Source organism: Curtobacterium sp. MCPF17_047 (assembly GCF_003234045.1).
In the GTDB taxonomy this organism is placed as follows: domain Bacteria; phylum Actinomycetota; class Actinomycetes; order Actinomycetales; family Microbacteriaceae; genus Curtobacterium.
On the sequence record NZ_QKSF01000007.1, the window covers coordinates 172,212 to 187,072 of the forward strand.

12 protein-coding genes and 1 tRNA gene are annotated in these 14,861 nt (G+C 71.8%); 9 read left to right on the top strand and 4 right to left on the bottom strand.

The window, feature by feature from the left end:
* Positions 1 to 73 precede the first annotated feature (73 nt).
* Positions 74 to 337, top strand: coding sequence for a DUF3039 domain-containing protein (locus DEJ33_RS09265; RefSeq protein WP_110823714.1), 264 nt, complete (start codon positions 74 to 76; stop codon positions 335 to 337).
* Between the two features lie 16 nt (positions 338 to 353).
* Here DEJ33_RS09265 and DEJ33_RS09270 read toward each other — a convergent pair whose 3' ends face one another.
* Entirely contained in the window at positions 354 to 1,640 is a 1,287-nt protein-coding gene (locus DEJ33_RS09270) for a nicotinate phosphoribosyltransferase (RefSeq protein WP_111078670.1), read from the bottom strand.
* Positions 1,641 to 1,769: 129 nt separating this feature from the next.
* Between DEJ33_RS09270 and murI the strand changes: the two genes are divergently transcribed.
* From murI to rdgB, 3 genes are all read left to right on the top strand, one after another.
* Positions 1,770 to 2,609: a glutamate racemase gene (gene murI, locus DEJ33_RS09275; protein ID WP_111194795.1), complete on the top strand. Its 840-nt coding sequence runs from the start codon at positions 1,770 to 1,772 to the stop codon at positions 2,607 to 2,609.
* Positions 2,610 to 2,692: 83 nt separating this feature from the next.
* On the top strand, positions 2,693 to 3,439 hold the full coding sequence (gene rph / locus DEJ33_RS09280; protein ID WP_111194796.1) for a ribonuclease PH: 747 nt from the start codon (positions 2,693 to 2,695) through the stop codon (positions 3,437 to 3,439).
* The gene (rdgB, locus tag DEJ33_RS09285) at positions 3,436 to 4,065 is read left to right on the top strand and encodes an RdgB/HAM1 family non-canonical purine NTP pyrophosphatase (protein WP_111194797.1); all 630 of its coding nucleotides are present in this window, start codon (positions 3,436 to 3,438) and stop codon (positions 4,063 to 4,065) included. The genes rph and rdgB overlap by 4 nt, the downstream gene beginning before the upstream one ends.
* Positions 4,066 to 4,350: 285 nt before the next feature.
* Here rdgB and DEJ33_RS09295 read toward each other — a convergent pair whose 3' ends face one another.
* The 3 genes from DEJ33_RS09295 to DEJ33_RS09305 all read right to left on the bottom strand — a co-directional run bounded on the left by DEJ33_RS09295 (position 4,351) and on the right by DEJ33_RS09305 (position 6,767).
* Complete coding sequence (locus DEJ33_RS09295; RefSeq protein WP_111078674.1) at positions 4,351 to 5,028, bottom strand: DedA family protein; 678 nt, start codon at positions 5,026 to 5,028, stop codon at positions 4,351 to 4,353.
* 132 nt (positions 5,029 to 5,160) lie between these two features.
* Positions 5,161 to 5,240, bottom strand: a tRNA-Leu gene (locus tag DEJ33_RS09300).
* A gap of 174 nt (positions 5,241 to 5,414) precedes the next feature.
* Positions 5,415 to 6,767 carry an MFS transporter gene (locus tag DEJ33_RS09305; protein WP_111194798.1) on the bottom strand — a complete coding sequence of 451 codons (1,353 nt, stop codon included), beginning with the start codon at positions 6,765 to 6,767 and terminating at the stop codon, positions 5,415 to 5,417.
* A 41-nt stretch (positions 6,768 to 6,808) separates the two neighbouring features.
* Between DEJ33_RS09305 and mnmA the strand changes: the two genes are divergently transcribed.
* The 5 genes from mnmA to gatC all read left to right on the top strand — a co-directional run bounded on the left by mnmA (position 6,809) and on the right by gatC (position 14,858).
* Positions 6,809 to 7,993: a tRNA 2-thiouridine(34) synthase MnmA gene (gene mnmA / locus DEJ33_RS09310; protein WP_258378137.1), complete on the top strand. Its 1,185-nt coding sequence runs from the start codon at positions 6,809 to 6,811 to the stop codon at positions 7,991 to 7,993.
* 9 nt (positions 7,994 to 8,002) lie between these two features.
* Complete coding sequence (gene ligA / locus DEJ33_RS09315; protein ID WP_111194799.1) at positions 8,003 to 10,357, top strand: NAD-dependent DNA ligase LigA; 2,355 nt, start codon at positions 8,003 to 8,005, stop codon at positions 10,355 to 10,357.
* Positions 10,358 to 10,604: 247 nt separating this feature from the next.
* Complete coding sequence (locus DEJ33_RS09320) at positions 10,605 to 11,879, top strand: alpha/beta hydrolase (RefSeq protein ID WP_146242578.1); 1,275 nt, start codon at positions 10,605 to 10,607, stop codon at positions 11,877 to 11,879.
* A 202-nt stretch (positions 11,880 to 12,081) separates the two neighbouring features.
* The gene (locus DEJ33_RS09325; RefSeq protein WP_111194801.1) at positions 12,082 to 14,448 is read left to right on the top strand and encodes a transglycosylase domain-containing protein; all 2,367 of its coding nucleotides are present in this window, start codon (positions 12,082 to 12,084) and stop codon (positions 14,446 to 14,448) included.
* 110 nt (positions 14,449 to 14,558) lie between these two features.
* Complete coding sequence (gene gatC, locus DEJ33_RS09330; RefSeq protein ID WP_111076257.1) at positions 14,559 to 14,858, top strand: Asp-tRNA(Asn)/Glu-tRNA(Gln) amidotransferase subunit GatC; 300 nt, start codon at positions 14,559 to 14,561, stop codon at positions 14,856 to 14,858.
* Positions 14,859 to 14,861 lie beyond the last annotated feature (3 nt).

Below are 14,861 nucleotides of genomic sequence, written 5' to 3' on the forward strand. Positions count from 1 at the left end.
GCACTGCAGCCGCTCCACCCACAGCGTGACCGATCGGCCGACGGACCCGGCGGTGACGACGTACCCTGGTGACATGAGCACGACGGAACCCGGTGGTGGCGGCCTCGACGTGATGGACCGCGAACTCGAGAAGCTCCTGGAAGAGGAGGCGATCGAGCCCGGCGACCACGAGCGCTTCTCGCACTACGTCAAGAAGGACAAGATCCTCGAGTCCGCACTGACCGGCAAGGCCGTCAAGGCCCTGTGCGGCAAGAAGTGGATCCCGGGCCGGGACCCCGAGAAGTTCCCGGTCTGCCCGGACTGCAAGGCGATCTACGAGAAGATGAAGTCCGAGTGACCCCCGCCGACGCCGCTCAGACGAGCAGCGTCGGGATGGCCGGGTCGCCTCGACCGATCCGCTCGGCATCAGCCGGCAGCTCCGCCTTCGCACGCTTGTGGTGCGCGCGAGCGGCCTCGACCCCGGCGGACCCGAGGAACGCCGGATCGACCTCGCCGTGCGTGACGACGGGGACGAGCAAGTCCCGCTCGTCCGGGCCGACGGAGCCGGAGGTCAGGACGACCTCCGCCGTCGCGATGCCGTTCCGCAGACGGCGGCCGGCCTCCTTCCGTCCGCCGACCGACGCCTTGTCGGCGGACTTCTTCGCCACCGGCACCCACTCGCCCGCCGGGGAGTGGTGGGCGACGAGCTTGAAGACCATGCCCGCGGCCGGGTGCCCCGACCCGGAGACGACCGAGGTGCCGACGCCGTAGGAGTCGACCGGTGCGGCACGGAGTGCGGCGATCGTGTACTCGTCCAGGTCGTTGGTCACCGTGATCTTCGTCGCGGTCGCACCGAGCCGGTCGAGCTGCGCGCGCACCGACGCGACCACCGACGGCAGGTCACCGCTGTCGATGCGGACCGCGCCGAGCTTGCCGTCGGTCAGGCGGACGGCCGTCTCGACCGCCGCCTCGATGTCGTAGGTGTCGACGAGCAGGGTCGTACCGCTGCCGAGCGCGTCGAGCTGGGACCGGAACGCGGCCTCTTCCGAGTCGTGCAGCAGCGTGAACGCGTGCGCTGCGGTGCCCATCGTCGGGATGCCCCAGGTCCGGCCGGCCTCCAGGTTGCTCGTCGCACCGAAGCCTGCGATGTAGGCGGCCCGGGCGGCGGCGACGGCGTTCCACTCACCGGTCCGACGCGAGCCCATCTCGGCGAGCGGGCGACGGTCGGCGGCGGACACCATGCGCGCGGCGGCGGAGGCGATGGCGGAGTCGGCGTTGAACACGCTGAGCGCCAGGGTCTCGAGCATCACGGCCTCGGCGAAGGTGCCCTCGATCTGCAGCACGGGGGAGTTCGGGAAGAAGACCTCGCCCTCGCGGTACGCACGGACGTTCCCGCTGAACCGGTAGTCGGCGAGCCACCGGGCGGTGCCCTCGTCGATGACACGGCGGTCCCGGAGGAACCCGATCTCCTCGTCGCCGAACCGGAACTCGGTCAGCTGGGTGAGGAAGCGTCCGAGCCCCGCGGCGACGCCGTACCGGCGACCGTCCGGCAGTCGTCTCGCGAAGACCTCGAAGACGCAGCGGCGGTCGGCGGTGCCGTCCTTCAGGGCGGCGTCGACCATGGTGAGTTCGTACTGGTCCGTCAGGAGCGCGGTGGTCACGACTCCGACCCTAACCAGGACCGGGTGCGCAGGCACGGAGCGGGCCCGGAACGGTGGACGTCGCCGGCATCCGGACGGGAGGCCCGGGCCACGCCCGCAGGGTCGGCGCGCGTCGGTACGCTGGTCACCGTGACGGATGCACCGATCGGAGTCTTCGACAGCGGCGTCGGCGGGCTGACGGTGGCGCGGGCGATCATCGACCAGCTGCCCCGCGAGAGCATCCGCTACGTCGGCGACACGCTGCACTCGCCGTACGGCCCGAAGCCCATCGCCGACGTCCGCCGCTACGCGCTCGAGGTCATGGACGACCTCGTCGACCAGGGCGTCAAGGCGCTCGTCATCGCGTGCAACACCGCGAGTTCCGCCGTCCTCCGCGACGCGCGTGAACGCTACGAGCAGGCGTACGGCATCCCCGTCGTCGAGGTCATCCAGCCCGCCGCCCGGGCCGCCGTCAAGCAGACCCGCACCGGCCGCATCGGGGTCATCGGCACGATCGGCACCATCGCGTCCCGCGCCTACGAGGACGCCTTCGCGGTCGCCGCCGACGTCACCCTCACCACTGCGGCGTGCCCTCGCTTCGTCGAGTTCGTCGAGGCCGGGGACACTTCGTCCGCCCAGCTCCGCGAGGTCGCCGCGGGCTACCTCACACCCGTGCGGGCCGCCGGGGTCGACACGCTGGTCCTCGGGTGCACGCACTACCCGCTGATGTCCGCCGCCATCCAGTACGTCATGGGACCGGACGTCACGCTGGTGTCGAGTGCCGAGGAGACCGCGAACGACGTCTACCGCCGACTCGTCGAACACGGTCTGGAACGCACCGGCACCGAACCGCCGGAGTACTCGTTCGAGGCCACCGGTGCCGACGAGGCCGGGTTCGTCCGCCTGGCCCGCCGGTTCCTCGGCCCCGAGGTCGCGACCGTCGGCCACCTCGAGACCGGCACCATCACGCTCCCGCGCACCCTGCGCTGACCATGCCCCACGCCGCCGCCCGGCGGACGCACGACGACCGGACCACCCGCACCGAGCCTCCAGGCCGGACCGAGAGGAACACCATGAACGCCACCGACGGCACCGTCCGCATCGACGGCCGGACCACCACCGACCACCGACCCGTCACCATCGAACGCGGCTGGAGCACCCAGGCCGAGGGCAGCGCGCTCATCTCGTTCGGCAACACCCGGGTGCTCTGCACCGCGTCCTTCACGAACGGCGTGCCGCGGTGGATGGCCGGCAAGGGCACCGGCTGGGTCACCGCCGAGTACTCGATGCTCCCGCGGTCCACGAACGAGCGCATGCAGCGCGAGTCGATCAAGGGCAAGGTCGGCGGCCGGACGCACGAGATCTCCCGGCTGATCGGCCGTTCACTGCGCGCCGTCGTCGACATGAAGGGGCTGGGCGAGAACACCCTCGTGCTCGACTGCGACGTGCTGCAGGCCGACGGCGGCACCCGCACGGCGTCGATCACCGGCGCGTACGTCGCCATGGTCGACGCGGTCGAGTGGGGCCGTGAGCGTGGCTTCATCGGCAAGAAGGCGACGCCGCTCACCGACAGCGTGCAGGCGATCTCCGTCGGCATCGTCGGGGGTGTGCCGATGCTCGACCTCGCCTACGAAGAGGACTCGCGCGCCGACACCGACATGAACATCGTCACGACCGGGTCGGGCAAGTTCATCGAGGTGCAGGGCACCGCCGAGCACGCGCCGTTCGACCGCCAGGAGCTGGACGCGTTGCTCGACCTCGGGCTCGCCGGGAACGCGTCGCTCGCCGCGGTGCAGCGGACCGCGCTGGGGCTGGCATGACCGGGGCGGCGGCGGACGGCACCGCCCGGACCGTCGTCCTGGCCACCCACAACCAGGGCAAGGTCGTCGAACTGCGCGAGATCCTCGGTTCGGCCCTGGGTGACGGCGTGGCGCTCTCGTCCTACGACGGGCCCGAACCCGTCGAGGACGGCGACACCTACGCGGCGAACGCACTCATCAAGGCGCGGGCCGCGGTCGCCCACACCGGACTGCCGGCCCTGGCGGACGACTCCGGCATCGCGGTCGACGCGCTCGACGGAGCACCCGGCATCCACTCCGCCCGGTACGCCGGCACCCGGATGGACGCCGACAACATCGCGCTGCTGCTGCAGAACCTGGACGGTGTGGTCGAGCGCACCGCGGCGTTCGTCTGCGCGGCCGCGTTCGTCACGCCCTCCGGCGTCGAGCACGTGTTCGAGGCCGTGTGGAACGGCGAGGTCCGCACCGAGCCGATCGGGGACGGCGGGCACGGCTACGACCCGGTGTTCCAGCCGGACGACGCGGACCGCTCGGCGGCGCAGCTGACCCGGGCGGAGAAGAACGCACTGAGCCACCGGTCGAAGGCCTTCCGGGGGATCGCACCGATCGTCCGCGAGTGGTTCGACGGCGAGACGCCGCGGGCGTAGGCGCGCCTGGCGCTGGCGCTGGCGCTGGCGCTGGCGCTGGTGCTGGCGCTGGCGCTGGTGCTGGCGCTGGCGCTGGTGCCGGCGCCGATCGGCAGCGCACAACGGAAACCGGCTCGAACCACGGGATTGCGTGGTTCGAGCCGGTTCGTATTGTGCGGGTCCCACTCGCGCCGGGCGGGCGCGCGGCGCGGGCAGCCCCCGTCCCACTCGCGCCGGGCGGGCGCTGGTGCAGCCGAGGGCGCGGGCAGCCCGGCGGCCGGACGGGCGGGCGCCGGCTGCGCCGGGCTACGGCTGCTCGGGCTCGCGCTGCTTCGCCTTGCGGGCGTTCCGGAAGTAGGTGATCGCGGCCGGGACCACGGTGACGACGACCGCCACGAGGAGGATCACGTCGATGTAGTTGCGCACGATGTACGCCACGGCGGGGATGTACCCGAGGAAGTACCCGAGGAACGTCACACCGACGCCCCAGACGACCGCTCCGACCGCGTTGTAGAGGGAGTACTTCTTGTAGTTCATCCGGCCGACACCGGCCGCGATCGGGGCGAACGTCCGCACGACGGGGACGAAGCGCGCGAGGATCACCGCGAGGGCGCCGTACCTGTGGAAGAACGCGTTCGTCCGGTCGACGTTCGCCTTCGAGAACAGACCGCTGTCCTTGCGCTCGAAGATCGGTGGCCCGGCCTTCTTGCCGATGTAGTAGCCGAGCTCACCGCCGAGGAACGCCGCTGCGCCGATCATCAGCGCGACGACCCAGATCGGGATCCCGCCGATCTGCCCGTCGCGGTCGAAGGCGAACAGGCCCGTGATGACGAGCAGGCTGTCGCCGGGGAAGATGAAGCCGACCAGGAGTCCGGTCTCGGCGAAGATGATCGCGCAGACGATGAGCACGGCGAACGCCCCGAAGTGGTCGAGGATGTACTGCGGATCCAGCCAGGGGATCAGGGCGAGTGCGACGGAGTGCATGGTTCTTCCGGTCGGCGGGCGAGGGCGGATGGAGCACCCGCCGGACCGAGGGTACCGTGCGGGCGTGTCCGGGCCGTCCGTCGGGAGGGTGACGTCCGGAGCGGCCTCGAGCACGGTCCCGGGGACGTTCGGTGCGGAAGGAGGGACTCGAACCCTCACGCCGGAGCACAGGAACCTAAATCCTGCGTGTCTACCAATTCCACCACTCCCGCTGGCCGACCCAGTGTACGCAGCGGGCCGGGTGGCGGAGGTGGGACGGGCCTCCCGGTCAGGTGGCGCCCGCCTGCGGGCGTCGCGCCCTGTCGCGACGGGGCGCGCCGTCCGTGACGGGTCGCGAGCGCGCGACGGACCCGGTCAGCGCGGCGTGCCGGCGAGGACGGACCCGGTCAGCGCAGCGTGCGGGGCAGGTACCGCGGCACGTACCGGAGCAGGATGCCCGCGCCGACCAGACCGAGCACCCCCATCACGCCGCTCGCGACCGCGATCGTCGCGAGCGCGGTGACGCCGGAGATCACGAGCGGGGCCGCGGCGGACCCGAGGTCGCCGGTGAACCGCCACGCCCCGAGGAACGGTGCGGGCCGGTCCGCGGGTGCCAGGTCCGCGCCGAGCGTCATGAGGATCCCGGAGCCCACGCCGTTCGCCAGGGACATCGCCATCGCGACCGCGACGAACCAGCCGACGCGGGCGTCGAGGTGGTCGCTCCAGGCCAGCAGGAAGTAGCAGATGCTCAGGCCGAGCATGCAGGGCAGGGCGCTCGCCAGGCGTCCCCAGCGGTCCATGATCTGCCCGCTCGTGTAGAAGAGCGCGAAGTCGACGGCGCCGGCGATGCCGATGACGAGAGCGGCGGTGGAGTCGTCCAGACCGACGCTGACCGCCCAGAGCGGCAGGATCACCTGGCGTCCGGCGCGCATCGCTCCGATCAGCGCCGCCCCGCTGCCCAGACGCACGAGCACGCGGTGGTGCGCGCGGATGGTCTGGAAGAGACCGTGGGACTCCTCCTCGACGAACTGTTCGCCCTCGAGCTCGCCCGGTCGCGTCGTGCCGGCGGTCGTCGCCGTCACGTCGGTCGCTGCCGCGTCGGTCGCCGTCGCGTCGGACGTCGCCGCGTCGGTCGCCGTCGGCCGGGAGGCCCGGGTCGGCCGCTGCAGGCCGCGGACGCCCGTCGCGGGGTCGCGGATGACGAGCAGCACCACGGCAGCGCCGAGGCAGCAGACGACGTGCACCCAGAACGCGCTCTGGGTCGTGCCGGTGAGGTGGATGACCCCGGCCGCCAGGAACGGACCGACGAAGTAGCCGAAGCGGAAGACGCCGCCGAGGCTCGAGAGCGCCCGGGCCCGGATCCGCAACGGGATCGCGGTCGTCATGTACGCGTGCCGGGCCAGGGCGAAGACGGCGGTGGACAGGCCCACCAGGAAGACGCCGACGGCCAGGACGAGGGGGTTCGGGGCGACGGTGCAGACCAGCAGCCCGACGACCGAGACGACCGCGGCGCCGATCATGGCGTTGCGTTCGCCGATCCTGGCCACGACGACACCCGAGGGGACGTCCCCGATGAGCTCGCCGACCAGGATCAGCGAGGCGACGAACCCGGCGATCGCCAGGCTCGCCCCGAGGGAGTCCGCCGCGATCGGGATGATCGGGATGATGGCACCCTCGCCGATCGCGAAGAGCGCGGCGGGCAGGAACCCGGACAGCAGGACACCCCGGAGGTCGAAGGCGTCGTTCGTGGTGCTCGTCATCGTCGAGCAACGGTACGCCGTGTCGGAGTTACCCTGGACGCATGCGTGTTCTGGCGGCGATGAGCGGTGGTGTCGACTCGGCGGTGGCCGCGGCCCGGGCGGTGGACGCCGGCCACGACGTCGTCGGGGTGCACCTGGCGCTCAGCCGGATGCCCGGCACCCTGCGTACCGGCAGCCGCGGCTGCTGCACGATCGAGGACTCGATGGACGCCCAGCGTGCCGCCGCGTCCCTCGGCATCCCGTACTACGTGTGGGACTTCTCCGCCCGGTTCAAGGAGGACGTCGTCGACGACTTCGTGGCCGAGTACCAGGCCGGCCGCACGCCGAACCCCTGCATGCGCTGCAACGAGCGGATCAAGTTCGCGGCCCTGCTCGAGAAGGCACTGGCCCTCGGGTTCGACGCCGTCGCGACCGGCCACTACGCCTCGATCGTCACCGGGCCGGACGGCTCCCGGGAGCTGCACCGCTCGGCGGCGTGGGCGAAGGACCAGTCGTACGTGCTCGGCGTCCTGACGGCCGAACAGCTGCAGCACGCCATGTTCCCGCTCGGGGCCACCCCGTCGAAGGACGAGGTCCGGGCCGAGGCCGCCGCCCGGGGACTCACGGTCGCGCAGAAGCCCGACTCGTACGACATCTGCTTCATCCCCGACGGTGACACCCGCGGGTGGCTCGCCGAACGCGTGGGCAGCGAGACCGGCGACGTCGTCGAGCGCGACGGCACGGTCGTCGGCAGCCACGACGGCGCGCACGGCTACACGGTCGGGCAGCGCCGCGGTCTGGCGCTGGGGCGTCCGGCGGCGGACGGCAAGCCCCGCTTCGTGCTCGAGATCCGCCCGAAGGACAACACCGTCGTCGTCGGCCCGAAGGAGGCGCTCGACGTCGCCTCGCTCTCGGGCACCCGGTACACCTGGGCCGGCGCGGCACCGGCGGACCCGTCGACCCCGTTCCGCTGCGACGTGCAGATCCGGGCGCACGCCGACCCGGAGCCCGCCACGGCCCGGATCGAGGACGGCGCGCTCGTGATCGTCCCGGACGCGCCGCTCTCCGGCGTCGCTCCCGGGCAGACCGCGGTCGTGTACGTCGGCACGCGCGTGCTCGGACAGTGCACGATCGACACCACCGTGTCGGCGGCACCCGTCCCCGCCTCACCTCGCACGCCTGACCTCGCACGCCTGACCTCGCTCGTGCCTCCGGCCGGTGGGACCGGGGTCGGTGGCGCACGGTAGAACTGACACATGAGCGACACCGACGCGACCTTCGAGACCATCGACCCCGCGGGCCTCGACGCCGCGCAGGCCGCTCGAGAGGTCGACCGGCTGCGCCTCCGTCTCAACGAACTGCGGCACGCGTACTACGAGGGCAACGGCTCACCGGTCGCCGATGCGGAGTACGACACGATGATGCGCCGACTCGACGCGGTCGAGCAGCGCTTCCCGGAACTCCTGACCGAGGACAGCCCGACGCAGACCGTCGGCGGGCAGGCGCAGACGACGCAGTTCGCGCCGGTGGAGCACGCCGAGCGCATGCTGAGCCTGGACAACGTGTTCAGCCCGGAGGAACTGACCGACTGGGCGCTCAAGGTCCAGCGGGACGCCGGCACCGAGCGCGTGCGCTTCCTGTCCGAGCTGAAGATCGACGGGCTCGCGATCAACCTCCGCTACGAGCACGGTCGCCTCGTCTCGGCGGCCACCCGCGGCGACGGTGTGGTGGGCGAGGACGTGACCGGCAACGTCCGGACCATGGGCACGATCCCGGACCGGCTCGCCGGCAGTGGACACCCGCCCCTGGTGGAGGTCCGTGGCGAGATCTTCTTCCCGGTCGCCCAGTTCGACGAGCTGAACGCCCGACAGCGCGACGCCGGCGAGCGGGTCTTCGCCAACCCGCGGAACGCCGCCGCCGGGTCCCTCCGGCAGAAGGAGGAGGGCAAGTCCGCCGCGAAGCGCGAGCTGATGGTCGACCGCCTCCGCCGACTCCGGATGCTCGTGCACGGCATCGGGGCCTGGCCGGTCGCCGAACTCGAGCGCGACACCGACGTCCGTGCCCAGTCCGAGGTCTACGAGCTGCTGCACGAGTGGGGGCTGCCGACCGGCACGCACCACCGCGTGTTCGACTCGGTGGAGGACGTCCTGGGCTTCGTCAAGGACTACGGGGAGCGTCGGTCCTCGGTCGAGCACCAGATCGACGGCATCGTCATCAAGGTCGACGACCTCGGCCTGCACGAGGAACTCGGGTCGACCAGTCGTGCCCCGCGCTGGGCGATCGCGTACAAGTACCCGCCGGAAGAGGTCCACACGAAGCTGCTCGACATCGTCGTCAGCGTCGGCCGCACCGGTCGGGCCACCCCGTTCGCCGCGATGGAGCCGGCCGAGGTCGCCGGTTCGGTGGTCCGGCAAGCCACCCTGCACAACCAGCAGGTGGTGAAGGCGAAGGGCGTCCTGATCGGTGACACGGTCGTGCTCCGCAAGGCCGGCGACGTCATCCCCGAGGTCCTCGGCCCGGTCGTGGAACTGCGCGACGGCACCGAGCGCGAGTTCGTGATGCCGACCGACTGCCCGGAGTGCGGCACCCCGCTCCGTCCGGCGAAGGAGGGCGACATCGACCTCCGTTGCCCGAACGCCGAGAGCTGCCCCGCCCAGGTGCGCGGGCGGGTCGAGCACATCGCCTCCCGCGGGTCGCTCGACATCGAGGGCCTGGGTGAGGTCGCCGCCGCCGCCCTCACGCAGCCGGTGTTCCCCGAGACCCCGCCACTCGTGACCGAGGCGGGGCTGTTCGACCTGACGCTGGAGGACATCGTGCCGATCGAGGTCGTCGTCCGCGATGCCGAGACGGGCATGGAGAAGACCGAGGACGGCGGCGCCCCGAAGCGCGTGACCCCGTTCAGCCGGGCACGGAAGAAGACCGACCCGCCGTTCGACCCGGAGGCCCGCGGTGCGGACTACACCGGTGAACCCGGTCGGTACCCGTCGAAGAACGCCTTCGAGATGCTCGCGAACATCGACGCCGCGAAGACGAAGCCGCTGTGGCGCATCCTCGTCGGGCTGAACATCCGCCACGTCGGACCCGTCGCGGCCCGGGCGCTCGCGAACCACTTCGGGTCGCTCGACGCGATCCGCTCGTCCTCGCGCGACGAGTTGGCGGCGGTCGACGGCGTCGGCGGGATCATCGCCGACGCACTGCTCGACTGGTTCGAGGTCGACTGGCACCGCGAGATCATCGACCGCTGGACGGCGGCGGGCGTGCAGCTCACGACGCCCGGACACCCCGGGCCGGGAGCGGCGACCGAAGCAGGTGGTGTGCTCGCCGGCATCACGGTCGTCGCGACCGGGTCCCTCGAGGGCTTCAGTCGCGAGGGCGCCCAGGAGGCGATCATCGCCGCCGGGGGCAAGGCCGCGTCGAGCGTCAGCAAGAAGACCGACTTCGTCGCCGCCGGCCCGGGTGCCGGCTCCAAGCTGACGAAGGCGGAGCAGCTCGGGTTGCGGATCATCGACGCGGCGCAGTTCGCCCAGCTGGTGCGCGAGGGACCGGCTGCCCTGGGTGACCCTGCGCCCGCGGAGGTCGACGAGTCCGCCGCCGAGCCGGGAGCGCAGTAGCGGCCCATGCACGGCCGTGCGGGATCCGGCTGTCGCGACGCACCCCCGGTTGACCCCAGTACGGGGGGCAAGTCGCCCTCCGCATGACCCCCGAAGGGCCGGATCTCCATAGACTCGACAGAGCATCACCTGTCGTCTGCAGGGGAACGACAGGCCGGCCTTCCCGGGGGAGACCCGTTTGCTGCTCATCGCCGCGGCGCTGCTGACCGCCTCGATCCACTCACTGGGAGTCGTCGAGGCACCGACCGTGCCCGTTTCCGCCGCCGTCTCGCCGAGCGCCGCGGGGACCCCGGGACCGGGACGGCCCGAGCGGGGCACGCAGCCGTCCGTCGACGCGCTCGCCGGAGCCTCCGGGCAGCGCTGGCTGGACGCCCTCGAGGCGGCGGCGCCGGTGACGCTGCGAGCCGCCGACGACGACTCCCGCGTGACCGCGACCGCAATGGACGACCCGCCGAGCACGAACCTCGTCGCGAACTGGTGGCGCGCCCTGTCGCCGGCGTCCCGGACGTCCCTGACGGACGACGCCCCCGTCGTGATCGGCAACCTGGACGGTGTGCCGTACGACGTCCGGGACGTCGCGAACCGGGCCGCCCTGGCGGCGGGCCTCACCGACACGGACACCCCGACGGCGCTCGCCTCGATGCTCGGACAGGTGCGGGAGTCACTCGAGCAGGCCCCCGACGACCCGCGGAAGTACCTCGTCACCCTCGACACGCGGGGCAGTGGCCGGTGCGCGATCTCGGTCGGAGACCTCGACACCGCGGGCGACGTCTCGGTCGTGGTGCCCGGCATCTTCTTCTCGGTCAACGGCCAGATGGCGGACTTCACCGCGACGGCCGGCGACGTGTTCCGGGAGCAGGCCACCCTGGCACCCGTGGCCGCCCCGGCGGACGGACCGGGCATCGCGGTCCTGGCCTGGATGGGCTACCGCACGCCCGGCATCTCGGACTTCATGTCGCTCGACCTGGCCCACCTGGGTGCCGACCGGCTCGTGCGCACCCTCGACGGCATCCGTGCGGTCCGCAACGACCACCAGCCGCGCCTGGGCGTCGTCGCGCACTCGTACGGCTCGACCACCGCGATGATCGCGCTGTCGTCCGGGCGGACCCGGGTGGACAGCCTCACCATGCTCGGGTCGCCGGGGAGCGCGGTCACCTCAGTCGACGAGCTCGGCGTGCCACGCGGCGAGGTGTACGTCGGCGGGGCGCACTGGGACCCCGTCGCGGGCACGGGCTTCTTCGGCACCGACCCGGGGCGTGCGGCGTTCGGTGCTGCGGCCCTCGACCTGGTCGGGGGGAGCGACCCGGCGGACGCGGGCGACGTCTTCCGGCAGCCATGGGGGCACAACGACTACCTCAAGCCCGGCACCGCCTCGCTGCACGACGTGGCCCTCATCGCGGTCGGACGGGGCGACCTGGTCCGCAGTGGGCACCGGCCGGGCGACACCCCGGCCGACGGTGTGGTCCAGGCGTCGCCGGACATGTACCTCGTCCGTCCGCAGGACCTCCAACCGCGCGACTGAGCACTGTCCACCGCAGGCCGGACGGGAGGCCCGTCAGACGTGACCGGATCGTGACCGGACGCGTACGGGGCCGGTGATCCGGGCCTCCAGGCCGGGTCGGAGCACGTGCCGGAGGCGAGGTCGAGAGCATCCTGTGCGGCTGCGCAGTCGCGCGGCCACGCGCACCAGAGTGGACCCAGCCCGTCTCCTTACCGTGCTCGGCATGCGAATCGTGCGGTGGCCGGGTGCCCTCCTGATGTTCATCGTCATGTCGGTCCTCGCCGGCCTGCTCGTCGCCGTCGCGCTCACCCCGGCCGTCGCGGTCGCGGGAGAGGGCACGAGCGGAGCGGCCGAGTTCTTCGAGGACCTGCCGAGCTACCTCGACATCCAGACGCCCCAGCAGGTGTCCACCGTCTACGCGAAGCAGGGCGGACACGAGGTCCCGATCGCGTCCTTCTACGCCGAGAACCGCGTCAACGTCACGTCCGACCAGATCGCCGACACGCTCAAGCAGGCGGCGATCGACACCGAGGACCCGCGCTTCCACGACGAGGGCGGGATCGACGTGGTCGGGACCCTCCGCGCGACCATCGCCGACGCACTCCACCAGGGCGTGCAGGGCGGCTCGAGCATCACGCAGCAGTACGTCAAGAACGTGCTCGTGCAGCAGTGCGAACAGCTGAACGGCACGGACGCGGCCTCCACCAAGAAGAAGGTGGATGCCTGCTACGAGAAGGTCGCCGGTCAGTCGAAGGCACGCAAGCTGCAGGAGATCCGGTACGCGATCGCCGTCGACGAGAAGTACACGAAGGACCAGGTGCTCACCGGCTACCTGAACATCGTCGGGCTCGGCGGTCGTGTCTACGGTGCCGAAGCGGGGGCCGAGTACTACTTCGGCGTGCACGCGAAGGACCTGTCGCTCGTGCAGTCGGCGACCCTGGTGGCGATCCTCAACAACCCCTCGAACCTGCGCATCGACCAGCCGGCGGACAAGACGAACGGAGCGGCGAACGGGTACGCCCTGACGAAGGTCCGCCGCGACTACGTCCTCCGCCGCATGCACGCCCACGGAGCCATCACCCGGGCCGAACTGGCGAAGGCCGTCGCGACCCCGATCGCACCGGAGATCACCGCGACCGCCAACGGCTGCTCGACCGCCGCCACGAAGTACGACGCCGGCTACTTCTGCGACATGGTGCGCTCGCAGTTGCTCGCCGACCCGGCGTTCGGCAAGACGGCCTCGGACCGGATCGCCACCCTCGACACGAAGGGACTGTCGATCCACACGTCGCTCGACCTCGACCTGCAGGGCCACGCGCAGAACGCCCTGTCGTCCTACGTCCCGACCACGATGGCGGGCGTCGACGCCGGTGGCACGAACGTCACGGTCGAACCCGGCACGGGTCGCGTGCTGTCGATGGTGCAGAACACCGCCTACACGCAGTCCGACGCGCCCACTGCCGGCGCCACCGCCGTCAACTACAACGCCGACCAGGCCATCGGCAGCTCCAGCGGCTTCCCGACCGGATCGACCTACAAGGTCTTCACCCTCGCCGACTGGTTGGCGAACGGGCACACCCTGTCGCAGTCCGTCTCGACGACCGAGCACACGTTCCCGCAGGCCGAGTTCACCAACTCGTGCACGCCGATCGGTGGCCCACCGTGGATGGTGGCCAACGCCGAGCAGGTGCCGTCCTCGATGACGGTCCTCGCGGCCACCGTCGAGTCGATCAACACCGCGTTCGGCGCGATGGCCAAGCAGCTCGACCTGTGCGGGATCCAGAAGACCGCCGAGAGCATGGGCATCCACCAGGCCGACGGCAGCGCACCGGACTCGAACCCCGCCTCCGTGCTCGGCACCAACCCGCTGGCACCGGTCGACCTGGCCGAGGCGTACGCCGGGTTCGCCAACGGCGGCGTCGCCTGCACGCCCACCACGATCGACTCCGTCACGACCGCCAGCGGCGGCACCATCCGCCCGACCCCGGCCACCTGCAACCGCGGGGTCAGCGCCGCGGTCGCCGGCACGGTCGACTACGCGCTGCAGGGCGTCCTGAGCGGGTCGGGCACGGCGGCCAGTGCGAACCCCGGCGACACGGTGCCGAAGTTCGCGAAGACCGGCACCACCGACGGTGACGAGCAGAACTGGCTGATCACCTCGTCGACGAAGTACACGAACGCCACCTGGATCGGCAACGTGCAGGGCCACGTGCGCCTCGCGAACTGGCCGTTCCTGCAGGGCACCACCGGGTACAGCGCGAAGTTCGGCGTCGGCAAGCAGATGATGACCTACCTCGACGGCGCGTACGGCGGCGGGGCGCTGCCGGCACCGGACCCGGCGATGATCGGGACGCCCGCGAAGGCGAAGACCACGACGCCGTCGACCGGCTCCGGCGCCCGGCAGGGGACGCAGGCGGCCGGGCAGCAGGCCGCGGGGACACAGACCCAGGGCACGCAGACCCAGGGCACGCAGGCCACGGGCACGCAGGCACCGGCGCTGTCGGGCCCTGCTGCGCAGGCTCCGGCCGCGCAGGCTCCGGGCACCGGTGGGGCTGCGGTCGGCGGTGCAGCTGCGCCTCCGGCCGGCTGACCCAGTCCTGCACAGGCGAGCGCTCGGGGTCGGCCGTGCACAGCCGTCCGACCCCGCGTGGCACGCCCAATAGACTGGTGCGCATTCCACGAACCGATCGACGGAGCACCATGCCTGACATCACGAGCGAGCAGGTCGCACACCTGGCGAACCTCGCACGTATCGCACTCACGCCCGACGAGATCGAGAAGATGACCGAGGAGCTGTCACTCATCGTCGACAGCGTCGCCAAGGTCACCGAGGTCGCGACCCCGGACGTCCCCGCGACGAGCCACCCGGTCCCGCTCGAGAACGTGTCCCGCCCCGACGTGGTCGGCGAGACGCTGACCCAGGAGCAGGCGCTCTCCGGTGCCCCCGACTCGGACGGCGAGCGCTTCCGGGTGACCGCGATCCTCGGCGAAGAACAGTAGGCG

Coding starts and splice junctions, on each gene's coding strand:
- mnmA (WP_258378137.1), top strand. CDS start 6,809: ATGCGTGTTCTGGCGGCGATGAGCGGTGGTGTCGACTCGGCGGTGGCC.
- DEJ33_RS09325 (WP_111194801.1), top strand. CDS start 12,082: ATGCGAATCGTGCGGTGGCCGGGTGCCCTCCTGATGTTCATCGTCATG.
- rph (WP_111194796.1), top strand. CDS start 2,693: ATGAACGCCACCGACGGCACCGTCCGCATCGACGGCCGGACCACCACC.
- DEJ33_RS09265 (WP_110823714.1), top strand. CDS start 74: ATGAGCACGACGGAACCCGGTGGTGGCGGCCTCGACGTGATGGACCGC.
- ligA (WP_111194799.1), top strand. CDS start 8,003: ATGAGCGACACCGACGCGACCTTCGAGACCATCGACCCCGCGGGCCTC.
- DEJ33_RS09305 (WP_111194798.1), bottom strand. CDS start 6,767: ATGACGAGCACCACGAACGACGCCTTCGACCTCCGGGGTGTCCTGCTG.
- DEJ33_RS09295 (WP_111078674.1), bottom strand. CDS start 5,028: ATGCACTCCGTCGCACTCGCCCTGATCCCCTGGCTGGATCCGCAGTAC.
- gatC (WP_111076257.1), top strand. CDS start 14,559: ATGCCTGACATCACGAGCGAGCAGGTCGCACACCTGGCGAACCTCGCA.
- rdgB (WP_111194797.1), top strand. CDS start 3,436: ATGACCGGGGCGGCGGCGGACGGCACCGCCCGGACCGTCGTCCTGGCC.